Here is a 13,819-nt window from a genome sequence, read left to right on the forward strand (position 1 = left end):
GCAATCTGCGGGCTTTTTTGTGAAGCGCTGCCGGGCTCAGGCCGCTTGCTGCTCGGGCATGCCCGGCATGCCATTGGCGAGCCACACGCCCTCGACATTCTTGAGCAGCTCCTCGCGCTGGGCACGCGGGTTGTAGAACTGCTTGTACCAGGCGCGCTGCTTCAGGAAGGCGCCATCGCCCTGTACGAACAGGCCCTTGAGGCAGGGCTTCTTGTGCTTCCAGACCTCGAAGTCCTGGGCGAAGGCGGCCAGCGCCATCGCCTGGTACTGGCGGGCAATCTCGACATCCTGCTCGCTGTAGTTGGCCTGGCCGGTCGGGCTCTCCACCATCAGGCCGTGCCAGACGTAGGCGCTGCCGTCATCGACCGGGGTGTGGGCGATGTAGATGTAGGAATTGTGGGTGCCGAACATCTTTGTGATCAGCACACTCGGGCCGGTGTAGACCGCCTCGGTTTCCAGCAGCGGGCCGTCGGCGGTGGTCAGGGTGCGGTGGCCGCCGCCCATGCGCTGGGTGGCGACATGGCCCTGGAACTCGTTCTCGAAGTACTTGGTCAGCGAGCCGTGCACCGGGCCGAAGTGGGCGACGTCGGTGATGTTGTCGACGATCTCCTGAGTGTGGCAGCCGACGATGCCGAGATCGTCGAAGGCCAGCGGCACCCAGTTGGGCTGTCCCTGCACCGGAATCGTCGGCACCTCGTAGTCGGGTTCCAGACCTTCCGGGTCGTGCCAGACGAACACTGCGCCCATGCGCTCCTCCACCCGCCAGGACTTCACCCGCGCCTGCGGCGGGATCGGGCCCTTGGAGTAGGGGATGTGGTTGCACTTGCCGTCCGGACCAAAGCGCCAGGCGTGGTAGGGGCAGCGGATGGAGTCGCCTTCCACCGCGCCATCCTGCGCCACGTAGGAGGTGCTGTTCTTCGCCAGGTGCGTGCCCATGTGCGGGCAGTAGGCATCGAGCAGGTAGACCTTGCCGCTCTGCTTGCCGCGGTAGAGCGCGAAGTCCTGACCGAAGAAGCGCACGCCTTGCGGGGTGCTGGTGATCTTTGCCGATTCGCCGATCATGAACCAGCCGCGCGGGAAGGTGAATTCGCCGAGGCCGTAGTCTTTTGTCGTTGCCATGCCTTGCTCCCGCAATGCCTTAAGTTTTCGCGGCAGTCTTGGCAGCGGCGGGGGCTGCCGCATCACCCGTTTGAGTGAACATGGGATGACAGCCTTCAGCCGGTTGTCGGCGCGCTCGTCTGTCCGGGGGAGGCATGTCGGCGGGGGCTGGCCCAGGGTGCGGGCACAACTACAAGACCCTGCTCTGGAGGAGAGGATCATGACCCACGTCCGCCGCGCCCTGTGGGTGCTGTTGCCGCTGCTGTGGCTGCCCGCCTGCTCGCGGGAGAGCAGCACGCCGGTACTGCCGTCGGTTCCGGAACAAGCCGCCTGCGCGGCGCCCGTGCCGGCGGCCACGCCGCGCTTGCAGCGGCGCGGTCGCTGGCTGGTCGACCAGCACGACCGTGTGGTGCTGCTGCACGGCGTCAACGCGGTGTGGAAGCTCGACCCCTATGTGCCGCCGGACAGCCCGGAAGGCTTCATGGCTGCCGATGCCGCATGGCTCGCCGAGCACGGCTTCAACAGCGCCCGCATCGGCACGCTCTGGGTCGGTGTCTCGCCGGATGCACCCGGCCAGATCAAGGCCGACTACCTGGCTGCCTGGGATCGCATCGTGCAACTGCTGGCGGCGCGCAAGATCTGGATGCTGTTCGACTTCCACCAGGACATGCTGAACCACGAGTACCAGGGCGAGGGTGTTCCGGATTGGGCGGTGGAACGGGTCCGGGGCAGCTTCACCAGCTTGCTCGGGGCGCCGGTCTTCGGCTTTCCCTTCAACTACTTCACACCGCAGCTCTCGCAGGCCTACGACAATCTGTGGAGCGAGCAGGGCCCGGTGCGCGATGGCTTCCGCGATGCCTGGGTCGCGGTGGCCGACCGCTGGAAGAACCAGCCGTACTCGATGGGCTACAACCTGTTCAACGAGCCCTGGTCGGGACTCGAATTCGCGAGCTGTCTGATTCCCGGCCTGGGCTGTCCGACGCACGACAGCCAGGAGCTGCAGCCGTTCTACGAGTACGCGCTGGCCGGCATCCGCACGGTCGATGCGAACAACATGGTCTGGTTCGAGTCGGAGCCGCAGGGCAGCAGCATCGGCACGCCCAAGGGTTTCGGGCCGGTCGCCGGCGAGTCGCAGCTCGGCTACTCGTTCCACTACTACTGCCCGCTGGGGGCGCTGGCGCAGGCGGCGCAACTCGGCCTGCTGGACGCGGTCATTCCTGCCACCTGCGATCCGTTCGCCTCGTCCTCGATCACCAATGCCCACGACCAGGCCACGCGCATGGAAGCCGTCGCGCTGATGACCGAGTTCGGCGCCAGCGACGATCTGGACGTGCTCCGTCAATCCGTCGCGGCGGCTGATACCAAGCTCATCGGCTGGCAGTACTGGCAGTACAAGAACTTCGCCGATCCGACGACGACCTCGCAGGGCAGCAGCGCGCAGAGTCTGTTCACCGACGACACCGACCTGAGCACCGTCAAGCTCGACAAGCTGAAGATTCTCGAACGCGCCTATCCGCAGGCCACGGCCGGCACGCCGCTGGAGCTGAGCTTCGATCCCGACACCGGCGCGTTTCTGTACCGCTACCGGTCGGCGCCGGCCTCGGCGCCAACCGAGATCCATGTGCCCAAGCTGCACTACCCGAATGGCTATCGCATCGAGTTGAGCGGCGCCCGCGTAGTGTCGGACGCGGGTGCCAGTTCGCTGCGGTTGCAGAACCTGAGCTGCGACGGCGAGGTGGTCCTGCGCCTGAGTCCGCTGTAGCCGCGCATGGGTCGTCACTTCGGACGATGACGGCCCAGGCCCGATCAGCGAAAACGTCGTCCGATGAAATAAGCCTGACCGGTTCTATCCCGACACCGGTCAAATCTGGAGGAGTTTCCCGTGTCCCAAGCCGCCGCCAAACTTGCCACCGTGACGCCCGAGCTGCTGGTCCAGCGCGCCCGCGACCTGATCCCCAAACTCAAGGAACGCGCGGTCCAGACCGAGACCGCCCGCAAGGTTCCGGAGGAGACCATCGCCGAGATGCAGGCGGCCGGGCTGTTCGACGTGCTCAAGCCGAAGATGTACGGCGGCTACGAGATGGACCCGCAGGTGTTCTACGACGTGCAGATGGCGCTGGCCGAAGGCTGCATGTCCACCGCCTGGATCTACGGCGTGATCGGCGTCCACAACTGGCAGATCGCGCTGTTCGACCCGCGCGCCGCGCAGGACGTGTTCGGCAAGGATCCCTCCACCCTGATCGCCTCCACCTACATGCCCAAGGGCCAGGTGACGCCGGTCGAGGGCGGCTTCAAGTTCAGCGGTCGCTGGGGTTTCTCCAGCGGCATCGACCATTGCGACTGGGTGTTCCTGGGCGGCCTGATCTTCAACCCCGGCCAGCCGCCGGAGTACCGCACCTTCCTGTTGCCGAAGTCCGACTACGAGGTGATCGACACCTGGCATGTGATGGGCCTCAAGGGCACCGGCTCCAAGGACATCGTGGTCAAGGACGTGTTCGTGCCCGAGTACCGCACCCACAAGGCCAGCGATGGCTTCATGGGCACCAATCCCGGCCGCGATACCTTCACCGCCGATCTCTACAAGCTGCCGTTCGGCCAGATTTTCGTGCGCGCGGTGTCGACCGCCGCCATCGGCGGCTTGCAGGGCGCGCTCGACACCTTCCTGGACTTCGCCAAGGTGCGGGTCGGTGACATGGGCAACAAGACTTCCGAGCAGGCGCCGGCGCAGCTGGCCGCCGCCGAGACCGCCACCGCCATCGACGAGATGAAGCTGGTGCTCAACCGCAACTTCAGCGTCTTGCAGACCAAGATCCGCAACAAGCAGCCGCTCGATGACATCCAGCAGCGCCTGCTGTTCCGCCACCAGGCCTCGCAGACGGTGGAGCGCTGCGCCAAGCACGCCTACCAGTTGTTCTCGGTCTGCGGTGGTCGCGGCATCTTCACCGACTTCCCGCTCTACCGTTACATGACCGACATCATGGCGGCGCGCGGCCACTACGCGAACAACCCCGAGCAGTTCGGCCGCAACTTCGGCGGCTTCCTGCTTGGCCGCGAAAACACTGACTTCTTCATCTAACTCGGAACCGTTCCTCCCCCTGCTTGCGGGGGGAGGCTAGGAGGGGGGCATCCACCGCCCCCACCCAACCCTCCCCCGCCTGCGGGGGAGGGCCAGATATTGGCGAGGGCATCTCATGGACGGCAGCAAAGGCGGCGGCAACTGGGACCAGCAGTTCGATGTCATCGTGGTGGGTTCCGGCGCCGGCGGCATGACCGCCGCGCTGTGCGCCAAGGGCGAGGGCCTGTCGGCGGTGGTGCTGGAGAAGGAGTCCGTCTACGGCGGCACCACGGCGGTTTCCGGTGGCGGTATCTGGATCCCCTGCAATGACGACATCGCCAAGAACGGCGGCAGCGATTCCTACGCCGAGGCTCTGGGCTATGTGAAGCTGCTGACCGAAGGCGAGGTGCCGGTGCCGCGCATCGAGGCCTACCTGCAAAACGCGCCGGAGATGGTGCGCCATCTGGCCCGCAAGTTCGGCGTGGTCTTCCGTGGCGTCAAGCGCTACCCCGACTACTACCCGAACAAGCCGGGCGGCAAGGACGGCTACCGCTCGATGGAGCCGGTGGAGTTCAACGCCGCCCTGCTCGGCGGCGAGTTCGACCGCCTGCGCCCGGCCTTCGCCGGCACCCAGGTGATGGGCCGCATGGCGATGAACCAGGTCGAGGCCCACGTGCTGTTCACCAAGGGCAAGGGCTGGTTCGGCATCGTGTTGAAGATGATGCTGCGCTACTGGCTGGATCTCGGCTGGCGTCTGAAGACCAAGCGCGACCGCCGGCTGACGCTGGGCCAGGCCCTGGTCGCGCATCTGCGCCATGCCTTGCTCAAGCAGGGCGTGCCGGTCTGGCTGGAGTCGGGTATGGACAGCCTGATCGAGGAGAACGGCCGCGTGGTCGGCGTGGTGGTGAAGCAGGCCGGCAAGAGCCTGCGCCTGCGCGCCAAGCGCGGCGTGGTGCTGGCCTCGGGCGGCTTCGAGAACAACCAGCAGATGCGCGAGCAGTATCTGCCCAAGCCGACCCAGGCCAACTGGACCGGTGCCCCACGCATCAACAACGGCGACGGCATCCGCGCCGGGCTGACCTTGGGCGCCAAGCTCGGTTTCATGGATCTTGTTTGGGGCTCGCCTACCGTCCACGTCCCTGGTGCCAGCTCGCAGACCACGCTGTTCGTCGAGCGCTGTGCGCCCGGCTGCGTGATCGTCAATAAGAAGGGCCAGCGTTTCGTCAACGAAGCCGCCGCCTACCCGGACGTGGTCACCGCCATGTACCGGGACGACGCCCAGGGCAATGGCTGCGTGCCGGCCTGGTTCGTGTTCGACGCCAACTTCCGCAAGAAGTATCCGGCCGGCCTGTTCCTGCCCAGCCAGATCCAGCCCGACTCGGCGCTGCCCAAGGACTGGCTGGACAAGGTCTACTTCCGCGCCGACAGCCTCGAGGCGCTGGCGGCCAAGATCGGCGTCGATGCCACTGGCCTCAAGGAGACCGCGCGCAAGATCGGCGAGTACGCCAAGACCGGCAAGGATCCCGAGTTCGGCAAGGGCGACACCAGCATCGACCGCTACTACAGCGACCCGACCGTCGGTCCCAACTCCTGCCTGGGGCCGGTCGATACCGGCCCGTTCTACGCCATCGCGCTCTACCCGGGCGAGATCGGCACCAAGGGCGGTCTCTGGTGCGACGAGCGCGCGCGGGTGCTGCGCGAGGACGGCAGCGTCATCGCCGGCCTCTACGCCATCGGCAACTGCTCGGCAGCGGTGATGGGCAAGACCTACGCCGGTGCCGGCTCCACGCTCGGCCCGGCGATGACCTTCGGCTACATCGCCGCGCGCGATCTGGCGGCGACCACCGCCGCAGCCTGAGCGCGACGGCGCGGCCGTCGCGCCGCGCCGCCGGGCCTCGGCCTGGCGGCGCTGGCCTGGCGACCGGCCTGCGCCAGGCTATCCCGGCCCGGGGGCAGTACCCGCAGGCCTGCCGCGTCCTACTTAAACTAGGCGCATGAGCCCTCTGCGCATTGCCACCCGCGAATCCCCCCTGGCCCTCTGGCAGGCCGAGCACGTCCAGGCGCGGCTGCGTGCCGCGCACCCCGGCCTGGAGGTGAGCCTGGTGCCGATGACCACCACCGGCGATCAGCTGCTCTCCGGGCCGCTGTCGCAGTCCGGCGGCAAGGGCCTGTTCGTGAAGGAGCTGGAGGCGGCGCTGCTGGAAGGCCGCGCCGATCTCGCCGTGCATTCCATGAAGGATGTGCCGGCCCAGCAGCCGCCCGGTCTGGCGGTAGTCAGCTTTCTGGAAGGCGAGGACCCGCGCGATGCCTTCGTCTCCAACCACCACGCCAGTCTCGCCAGCCTGCCGCTGGGCGCGCGCCTGGGCACCGCCAGCCTGCGCCGCCAGGTGCAGGCGCGGCGATTGCGGCCGGACCTCCAGATCGAGGTACTGCGCGGCAATGTCGGCACCCGCCTGCGCAAGCTCGACGAGGGCCGTCACGACGCCATCCTGCTCGCCTGCGCCGGCTTGATGCGCCTGGGCCTGGAAGCGCGCATCCGCGAGCGCCTCGACCCCGAGCAGTTCGTGCCCGCCATCGGCCAGGGCATCGTCGGCATCGAGTGTCGCGCCGACGACGACCGCACCCGCGCGCTGCTGGCACCGCTGCACGACAGCGCCTCGGCGCTGCGCCTGGCCGCCGAGCGCAGTTTCAACGCCCGGCTGGGCGGCGCCTGCCAGGCGCCGATCGCCGGCCACGCCACACCCCTCGCCGACGGCCGCCTGCGTCTGGTCGGCCTGGTCGGCACGCCGGACGGCAGCCGCCTGCTGCGCGAAGAGATCGTCGGCGACCCGGCGCAGGCCAGCGCCTTGGGCGAGAGCCTCGCCGACCGCCTGCTGGCGGCGGGTGCGCGGGAAATCCTCCAGGATCTCGGCGGATGAGCACCGCCGGTCCGCTGGCCGGCCTGCGGGTGCTGGTGACCCGGCCCGCAGCCCAGGCGGCGGGCCTCCGTGAACGCCTGCTGGCGGCCGGTGCCGAGCCCCGGCTGCTGCCGCTGCTGCGCATCGCCCCGCCGGCCGACCCGGAAGCGGCGGCGCAGCAGCTGCGCGTGGCGCGCGACGCGGCGTTCTGGCTGTTCACGAGTGCGAATGCCGTGCAGGCCGCCGCCCGCCTGGGCCCGCAGGGCTGGCCGCCGACCCTGATCGCCATCGGTGGCGGCACCGCCGCCGCCCTGGCCAAGCTGGGCTATTCCGCGCTGGCGCCGGAGGGCGCCGACAGCGAAACCCTGCTGGCCTGGCCCCGGCTACAGGCCGTCGCGGGCGAGGAGCTGCTGATCGTCACCGGCGAGGGTGGACGTGGCCTGCTGGCCCAGACCCTTGCCGAACGCGGCGCCCGGGTCCGCGTTGCCCGCTGCTACCGCCGCGAGCCGGTCCCGCACGATCCGCAGACGGTGGCGGCGGCGCTGGCGGCAGTGGACATCGCCCTGCTCACCAGCGGCGAAGCCCTGGAGCAATTGCTGGCGCTGACCCCTGAAGCCGAGCGCCCGCGCCTGTGGTCGCTGCCGCTGGTTGTGCCCTCCGCGCGTGTGGTAGAACTCGCCCGCCGTCTCGGCTTCCGGGCGGCGCTGCGGGTGCCCGACGCCGTCTCCGACGCCGCCTATCTCGCGTGCCTGCTGCGCTGGCGCCAAGAATCGACTCTATGACCGACCTAGCCCCCACTCCGCTGACCGTTCCGCCGACCCGTGCCGGCCGTAGCCGTCGCTATTTCCTCGGCTTGTTGCTGCTGGCGCTGCTGGCCGGGCTCGGCGCCGGTGGCTGGAAGCTCTGGACCCAGCTGCGCAGCACCACCGAAACCCTGGAAGCCGAGGACGCGCTGATCCGCCGGCTCAGCTACCAGATGCGCGAGCTGGAGGCACAGACCGACAGCCTGGCGCGCCGTCAGGACGATGCCGACAGCAGCAGCCGCCGCAACGGTCTGCAGATCGCTGCCTTGCAGAATCAGCAGGAGGCCAGCCAGCTGGCGCTGGCGCGCATCGACGAGACCCTGCGCGGTGGCCGCGCGCGCTTCCAGCTGGCGGCGGTGGAGGAACTGCTGCTGCTGGCCAATGACCGCATCCGCCTGGCGCGCGACGCCGCCGGCGCGATCCAGGCGCTGGAACTGGCCGACGCCCGCCTGGCCGGGCTCAGCGACCCGCGCCTGACCGGCGTGCGCGAGGCACTGGCGCAGGAGCGCCTGGCCCTGCTCGCCGCGCCCCGGGTGGATCTCGCCGGTGCTGCCCTGAGCCTCGCCAGCCTGATCGACCGTGTCCCGCAGCTGCCGCTGCGCGCGCGCGCGCCGGACCACTTCGAGCCGCGCGCCGACAGCCGCGAGGATCAGTCGCACCTGCCCGCCGACGCCGAGTGGCCGGCGCGGGTCTGGGCCGGTATGAAATCGGCGCTGGCCTCGGTGTTCCGCATCCAGCGCGAGACCCGTCCGGTGGATCGCCTGTTGCCGCCCGCGCAGGAGGCGCTGGTCACGCAGCTGCTGCTGATCAAGCTGGAAGGCGCGCGGTTGGCGCTGCTGCGCGGCGAACCGGCTGCCTTCCGCGATCTGGTCGAAGGCGCCCGTGCCTGGCTGGCCGACTACTACAAGCCGGATGATCCGGTGGTGCTGGCGGTGGACTCGGAGCTGGAGCGCCTGCGCGGCCTCGAACTGGCGCCGCGTCTGCCGGAGCCGACCAAGAGCCTGGAGCGGCTGCGCGCGGTTTTGCGCAGCGCGCCCTGAGGCGGGCCGATCATGATCGTTTTCTATCTGATCTTGGTGCTGGCCCTGGTGGCCGGCGGCGTGGCTGCGCTGCAACTTGGCGCCGAGACCGGCTATGTGCTGCTCCGCTACGGGCCCTGGGTGGTGGAAACCTCCCTGCTCGGCCTGGTGGTCGCGGTCGCTGCGTTCTTCCTCGCCATCTACTACGGCCTGAAGCTGATCGGCTTCAGCGTCTCGCTGCCGCGCCGCTGGCGCAGTGCCCTGGAAAGCCGCCGCGCCGACGCTGCCCGCGAGAGCTTCGAGCGCGGCCTGCTGCGCCTGTTCGAGGGCCATTGGAAGCGCGCGGAGGTGGAGCTGGTGCGTCGTGCCGCCGATCATCACGCCGGCCATCTCAACTACCTGGCCGCCGCCCGTGCCGCCCAGCGGGTGGGCGCTGGCGAGCGTCGCGACCGCTACCTGGCACTGGTGCGCGAGCGTGCGCCGCAGCTGGAATTCGCCCTGCTGCTCACCCAGGCCGAGCTGCAACGCGAGCGCGGCGAGTTCGCCCTGGTCCGCGACACCGCCCTGCAACTGCGCCAGAAGGAGCCCACGCATCCCTACGCGCTGGAGCTGCTGGCCGAGAGCCACGACGAGCTGGCGGAATGGGCCTCGCTGCGCGCCCTGCTGGCCGAGCCCGGCGCCGCCAAGGCGATGGGCTCGGCGCGCTGGCTCGAGCTGTCCGCGCGTGCCGCCGAAGAGCTGCTGCGCGCCGCCGTCGCCGCCGCCCAGCTGGATGCGCTGAAGGCGGTCTGGGTGGCGACGCCGGCCGAGATCCAGGCTCTGGACGAGCCGGCGCGGGCTTACGCCGCCGGCCTGGCGCGGCTGAACGCCGATGCCGAGGCGCGCGGTTTCATCGAAGCGCGCTTGGAGCGCGGCTGGGACGAAATCCTGGTGCGGCTCTACGGCCCGCTGTACACCGAAGATCCCGTCGCCCAGCTGGCGGTGCTGGAACGCTGGCTGCAACTGCACGGCGAGCAGCCGGCGCTGCTGGAGACCGCCGGCCGGGTCTGCCTCAAGAACAAGCTCTGGGGCAAGGCGCGCAGCTATCTGGAAGCGGTGGTGCAAGTAGCGCCGACGCCCGCCGCCTATCTGGAGCTGGCCAAGCTCTGCGAACTCACCCAGGCCAGGGCCGAGGCCGAGCAGCACTACCGGCGCGGGCTGGAACTGGCCACCGGCCAGCCGGGCCTCTAGTGCTCCTCCCGCGACCGAGTGGTAGCACGTGAGCGCACTGGTGGCGGGTGACCGCGCTCTGATCGTCGGTTGCGGCGACATCGGCCTGCGCATTGCCGAGCGCCTGCGTCTGCACGAGGTGACGGTGATCGGTGCGGTGCGCCGGACCGAGGCGGCAGCGGTGCTGGCGCAGCGTGGCATCGAGCCCTGGCTGGTCGACCTCGATGCGCCCGCCGCCAGCCCGCCGCTCTGCGATGCCGTCTACTGGTGCGCGCCACCACCGGCCGATGGCGAGACCGACAGCCGTCTGCGTGGCCTGCTGCCGCGCCTGCCGCCGCTGCGCCAGGGCCTGCTCTACATCTCCACCAGCGCCGTCTATGGCGACTGCCAGGGCCGCTGGATCGACGAGGCCGAGCCGCTCAAGCCCGGCACCGCCCGTGGTCGCCGCCGCCTCGATGCCGAACTGGCCCTGCGTGCCTGGTCGGCGCGCACCGGCACTCGCAGCCTGGTGTTGCGGGTGCCCGGCATCTACGGCCCCGGCCGCCTGCCGGCGGAGCGGCTGCGACGCGGCGATCCGGTGCTGCACGAGTCCGAATCGCCCTATACCAACCGCGTCCATGCCGACGACCTTGCCGATGCCTGCCTGCTGGCGCTGGAGCGCGGCGAGGCGGGCGCCGCCTACAACGTCGGTGACGGCGCCCCCACCAGCATGAGCGACTACCTGCTGCGCTGCGCCCGCCTGCTGGGCCTGCCGGAGCCGGGACGCATCGCCCTGGCCGAGGCGCCGGCGCATTTTTCGCCGATGCTGCGCTCGTTCCTGGAGGAGTCGAAGCGGCTCAAGGTCGAACGCCTGCGCGCGCTGGGCTGGACGCCGCGCTACCCGAACCTGGACGCCGGCCTGCCCAGCTGCCTGTAGCGCCGGTCGCCGGACCGCCCCTGGGAGCCGCAGCCCTGTGCGGCTCGCTAGAATCCGTCGACAGGCGCGCAGCCGCCGCCCTCACCTCACTGCCATCGGAGCCAGCCTCATGAGCGTATTCAACGAATTCAAGACCTTTGCCATGCGTGGCAATGTCGTCGACCTCGCCGTCGGCGTGGTCATCGGTGGGGCCTTCGGCGCCATCGTCACCTCGCTGGTCGGCGATCTGTTCATGCCGGTGATCGGCATCCTCACCGGCGGCGTCGACTTCTCCAAGGCGGCCCTGGTGCTCAAGGAGGCCAGCGCCGACGGCAAGACGCCGGCGGTGCTGTTCGGCTACGGCAAGTTCATCCAGACCGTCATCAACTTCATCATCGTCGCCTGGGCGATCTTCCTGCTGGTGAAGGCAATGAACACGCTCAAGAAGAAGGAAGAAGCCGCGCCGCCACCGGCCCCGCCCGCGCCCAGCGCCGAGGAAAAGCTGCTTGCCGAGATCCGCGACCTGCTCAAGAAGCAGGCCTGAGCCTCCGGCCGCCGCAGGCGTCTGTCCTCGGACCCCGCCCGCGCACCGTTAAACTAGCCCTCTCAAACTCCACCGCCAGCCCCAGAGTCCATGAAACCCATCTTTCTCACCCAGTTCCTGATCGAAGAACAGCGCAAGAATGACCAGTGCGGCGCCGACCTGCGCCTGCTTCTGGAGGTGGTGGCCCGCGCCTGCAAGCGCATCTCGCTGGCGGTGGGCAAGGGCGCGCTGGGCGGTGTTCTCGGTGATGCCGGCACCGGCAACATCCAGGGCGAGGCGCAGAAGAAGCTCGACGTGCTTAGCAACGACATCCTGCTCGAAGCCAATGCCTGGGGCGGTCACCTCGCCGGCATGGCCAGCGAGGAGATGGACGAGCCCAGCATCATCCCCGGCGAATACCCCAAGGGCGGCTACCTGCTGCTGTTCGATCCGCTCGACGGCTCCAGCAACATCGACGTCAACATCTCGGTGGGCACCATCTTCTCGGTGCTGCGCGCGCCCGAGGGCATCGACCCCGCCGACTCCAAGGCTTACCTGCAGGCAGGCGCCACCCAGGTCGCCGCCGGTTACGCCGTGTATGGTCCCTCGACCATGCTGGTGCTGACCGTCGGTACCGGCGTGCACGCCTTCACGCTGGACCGCGAGCTGGGCAGCTTCGTGCTCACCCAGAGCAACCTGCGGATTCCGGAGGACACCAAGGAGTTCTCGATCAACGCCAGCAATGCCCGGCACTGGGAAGCGCCGGTGCAGCGCTATGTCGATGAATGCCTGAAGGGCAAGGAAGGCCCGCGTGGCAAGGACTTCAACATGCGCTGGGTGGCCTCGATGGTCGCCGACGTGCACCGCATCATCAGCCGCGGCGGCGTGTTCATGTACCCGCTGGACGCCAAGACCCAGGCCCAGGGCGGCAAGCTGCGCCTGCTCTACGAGGCCAACCCGATGGGCTACATCGTCGAGCAGGCGGGCGGCGCCGCCTCCACCGGCCGCGAGCGCATCCTCGACATCCAGCCGCACAAGCTGCACCAGCGGGTGCCGGTGATCATGGGCAGCAAGAACGAGGTTGAGCGGGTGGTGGCCTATCACCGCGAGGGCTGAAGGCGGCGCGCTACTCGTAGTGCGTCCACAGGCGGAGCACTTTGACGGTGTGCTCCGCGTCCAACACCTGATAGACCAGCCGATGCTGGATGTTGATGCGGCGCGAGTAGGCGCCGCTCAGGTCGCCGACCAATTTTTCGTAGGGCGGTGGGTTCTGGAACGGGTTGCGGGCGATAAGGCCGAGCAGCTCCTGGGTTTTCGCTTTCAGGCCGGAGGCGGCGACCTTCTTGGCATCCTTGCTGGCTTGTTTGGTGAAGACGAGCGTCCAGCTCACCAGTCCAATTCCTTGCTGCATTCGTCGACCGGCTCGGCCATGCCAGCCTGGATCGACTCGCGCATACCGGGCACGCCCAGCAGGTAGAGGGTTTCCTGCACCGCTGACCAGTCCGATTCCGACAGCAGCACCGCATTGTTGCGCTTGCCGGTGATATGGATGGGCTCGTGCGAGCTGGCCGCCTCGTCAATCAGGCGATACAGACTGGTCCGGGCTTGGCTGGCGGTGAGGGTGCTCATGGTGGCTTGCAGCAGCTTGAAGTTGTTGAAGCGTACGTGATTGCGTACTTAACCTCAAGGCAGACGGTTGCCCGGCACCCAGTTTCCTGGCCCGCAGTGCGCGGAGCTTCCAGCGGCCACGCTGTGCTTAGCCCGCCCTGCGTCTGGCTGGCGCTCAGTACCGCAGCATCGGCAGCGGACTGAGCGGATGGCTCAGCAGCCGCCGCAGCGAGAGCTGCACCAGCCGCCAGTGGAAGCCGGCATTGGGGAAGGTCGCCCGCAGCTCGCGCCGGTAGCTGCGCGGCAGGCCAAAGCCCAACAGGCCCAGTGAGACATCGCACCAGTCCGCCTTGCGCATCGCTTCCACCAGCGGGCTGCCGTGGTAATGGCGCAGCTTGTGGTGCTCGCGCACCATCGCGCCAACTTCCTCGGCCCAGTCGGCGCGGCCGGTCTCGGCCAGATAGTCGCGGGCGCGCTGTTCGGAGGGCGCCAGATAGTCGAAGGTGCGGTCGGTCCAGATGCCAAGATCGTGAAAGGCGATGGTGATGGCCAGCTTGTCCAGCGTCTCCGGCCGGTTGTCGTCGGCGAAGCGCGCGGCGCAGTTGAGCACCCGGTAGCAGTGGTTGCGGTAGGCCTGCCGGTCGGCGCCCAGTTGCGCGGCGTAGTGTTCCAGCAACTGATCGAGCAGGGCGACTTGGGTGAGGAGCATGAG

14 protein-coding genes are annotated in these 13,819 nt (G+C 68.9%); 10 read left to right on the top strand and 4 right to left on the bottom strand.

What is annotated here, in order from left to right; all coding sequences use genetic code 11:
• Nucleotides 1-36: 36 nt before the first annotated feature.
• The gene (locus tag ED208_RS15065; RefSeq protein ID WP_123212741.1) at nt 37-1,119 is read right to left on the bottom strand and encodes a 3-ketosteroid-9-alpha-monooxygenase, oxygenase component; all 1,083 of its coding nucleotides are present in this window, start codon (nt 1,117-1,119) and stop codon (nt 37-39) included.
• A gap of 199 nt (nt 1,120-1,318) precedes the next feature.
• Between ED208_RS15065 and ED208_RS15070 the strand changes: the two genes are divergently transcribed.
• The 10 genes from ED208_RS15070 to ED208_RS15115 all read left to right on the top strand — a co-directional run bounded on the left by ED208_RS15070 (nt 1,319) and on the right by ED208_RS15115 (nt 12,615).
• Nucleotides 1,319-2,860 carry a cellulase family glycosylhydrolase gene (locus ED208_RS15070; RefSeq protein WP_123212742.1) on the top strand — a complete coding sequence of 514 codons (1,542 nt, stop codon included), beginning with the start codon at nt 1,319-1,321 and terminating at the stop codon, nt 2,858-2,860.
• A gap of 120 nt (nt 2,861-2,980) precedes the next feature.
• The gene (locus ED208_RS15075) at nt 2,981-4,174 is read left to right on the top strand and encodes a flavin-dependent monooxygenase (protein WP_233575092.1); all 1,194 of its coding nucleotides are present in this window, start codon (nt 2,981-2,983) and stop codon (nt 4,172-4,174) included.
• A 115-nt stretch (nt 4,175-4,289) separates the two neighbouring features.
• A complete protein-coding gene (locus tag ED208_RS15080; RefSeq protein ID WP_123212743.1) occupies nt 4,290-6,011 on the top strand; it encodes an FAD-dependent oxidoreductase in 1,722 nt (573 codons plus the stop codon).
• Nucleotides 6,012-6,147: 136 nt separating this feature from the next.
• The gene (gene hemC, locus ED208_RS15085; protein WP_123212744.1) at nt 6,148-7,071 is read left to right on the top strand and encodes a hydroxymethylbilane synthase; all 924 of its coding nucleotides are present in this window, start codon (nt 6,148-6,150) and stop codon (nt 7,069-7,071) included.
• Nucleotides 7,068-7,832 (top strand): uroporphyrinogen-III synthase, encoded by a 765-nt coding sequence (locus ED208_RS15090; RefSeq protein WP_123212745.1) that lies wholly within the window; start codon nt 7,068-7,070, stop codon nt 7,830-7,832. Before hemC ends, ED208_RS15090 begins: the two co-directional genes overlap by 4 nt.
• Nucleotides 7,829-8,893, top strand: a complete 1,065-nt coding sequence (locus ED208_RS15095) for a uroporphyrinogen-III C-methyltransferase (protein ID WP_123212746.1) — start codon at nt 7,829-7,831, stop codon at nt 8,891-8,893. The genes ED208_RS15090 and ED208_RS15095 overlap by 4 nt, the downstream gene beginning before the upstream one ends.
• A gap of 12 nt (nt 8,894-8,905) precedes the next feature.
• Nucleotides 8,906-10,102 carry a heme biosynthesis HemY N-terminal domain-containing protein gene (locus ED208_RS15100; protein WP_123212747.1) on the top strand — a complete coding sequence of 399 codons (1,197 nt, stop codon included), beginning with the start codon at nt 8,906-8,908 and terminating at the stop codon, nt 10,100-10,102.
• A 28-nt stretch (nt 10,103-10,130) separates the two neighbouring features.
• Nucleotides 10,131-10,997 carry an SDR family oxidoreductase gene (locus tag ED208_RS15105; RefSeq protein WP_233575093.1) on the top strand — a complete coding sequence of 289 codons (867 nt, stop codon included), beginning with the start codon at nt 10,131-10,133 and terminating at the stop codon, nt 10,995-10,997.
• 109 nt (nt 10,998-11,106) lie between these two features.
• Nucleotides 11,107-11,520 (top strand): large-conductance mechanosensitive channel protein MscL, encoded by a 414-nt coding sequence (mscL, locus tag ED208_RS15110; RefSeq protein ID WP_123212748.1) that lies wholly within the window; start codon nt 11,107-11,109, stop codon nt 11,518-11,520.
• Between the two features lie 90 nt (nt 11,521-11,610).
• Entirely contained in the window at nt 11,611-12,615 is a 1,005-nt protein-coding gene (locus ED208_RS15115; RefSeq protein WP_123212749.1) for a class 1 fructose-bisphosphatase, read from the top strand.
• 10 nt (nt 12,616-12,625) lie between these two features.
• Here ED208_RS15115 and ED208_RS15120 read toward each other — a convergent pair whose 3' ends face one another.
• The 3 genes from ED208_RS15120 to ED208_RS15130 all read right to left on the bottom strand — a co-directional run bounded on the left by ED208_RS15120 (nt 12,626) and on the right by ED208_RS15130 (nt 13,816).
• Nucleotides 12,626-12,889: a Txe/YoeB family addiction module toxin gene (locus tag ED208_RS15120; protein ID WP_123212750.1), complete on the bottom strand. Its 264-nt coding sequence runs from the start codon at nt 12,887-12,889 to the stop codon at nt 12,626-12,628.
• Nucleotides 12,886-13,128 carry a type II toxin-antitoxin system Phd/YefM family antitoxin gene (locus ED208_RS15125; protein WP_123212751.1) on the bottom strand — a complete coding sequence of 81 codons (243 nt, stop codon included), beginning with the start codon at nt 13,126-13,128 and terminating at the stop codon, nt 12,886-12,888. The genes ED208_RS15120 and ED208_RS15125 overlap by 4 nt, the downstream gene beginning before the upstream one ends.
• Nucleotides 13,129-13,282: 154 nt before the next feature.
• Nucleotides 13,283-13,816, bottom strand: a complete 534-nt coding sequence (locus ED208_RS15130) for an HD domain-containing protein (protein WP_123212752.1) — start codon at nt 13,814-13,816, stop codon at nt 13,283-13,285.
• Nucleotides 13,817-13,819 lie beyond the last annotated feature (3 nt).

The sequence above is a fragment of the Stagnimonas aquatica genome (genome assembly GCF_003730135.1).
GTDB classification, from domain to species: Bacteria; Pseudomonadota; Gammaproteobacteria; order Nevskiales; family Nevskiaceae; genus Stagnimonas; species Stagnimonas aquatica.

Excerpts from the sequence above, each read along its gene's own strand:
- ED208_RS15065 (WP_123212741.1), bottom strand. The coding sequence starts at position 1,119 with ATGGCAACGACAAAAGACTACGGCCTCGGCGAATTCACCTTCCCGCGC.
- ED208_RS15070 (WP_123212742.1), top strand. The coding sequence starts at position 1,319 with ATGACCCACGTCCGCCGCGCCCTGTGGGTGCTGTTGCCGCTGCTGTGG.
- ED208_RS15080 (WP_123212743.1), top strand. The coding sequence starts at position 4,290 with ATGGACGGCAGCAAAGGCGGCGGCAACTGGGACCAGCAGTTCGATGTC.
- hemC (WP_123212744.1), top strand. The coding sequence starts at position 6,148 with ATGAGCCCTCTGCGCATTGCCACCCGCGAATCCCCCCTGGCCCTCTGG.
- ED208_RS15090 (WP_123212745.1), top strand. The coding sequence starts at position 7,068 with ATGAGCACCGCCGGTCCGCTGGCCGGCCTGCGGGTGCTGGTGACCCGG.
- ED208_RS15095 (WP_123212746.1), top strand. The coding sequence starts at position 7,829 with ATGACCGACCTAGCCCCCACTCCGCTGACCGTTCCGCCGACCCGTGCC.
- ED208_RS15100 (WP_123212747.1), top strand. The coding sequence starts at position 8,906 with ATGATCGTTTTCTATCTGATCTTGGTGCTGGCCCTGGTGGCCGGCGGC.
- mscL (WP_123212748.1), top strand. The coding sequence starts at position 11,107 with ATGAGCGTATTCAACGAATTCAAGACCTTTGCCATGCGTGGCAATGTC.
- ED208_RS15115 (WP_123212749.1), top strand. The coding sequence starts at position 11,611 with ATGAAACCCATCTTTCTCACCCAGTTCCTGATCGAAGAACAGCGCAAG.
- ED208_RS15125 (WP_123212751.1), bottom strand. The coding sequence starts at position 13,128 with ATGAGCACCCTCACCGCCAGCCAAGCCCGGACCAGTCTGTATCGCCTG.
- ED208_RS15130 (WP_123212752.1), bottom strand. The coding sequence starts at position 13,816 with ATGCTCCTCACCCAAGTCGCCCTGCTCGATCAGTTGCTGGAACACTAC.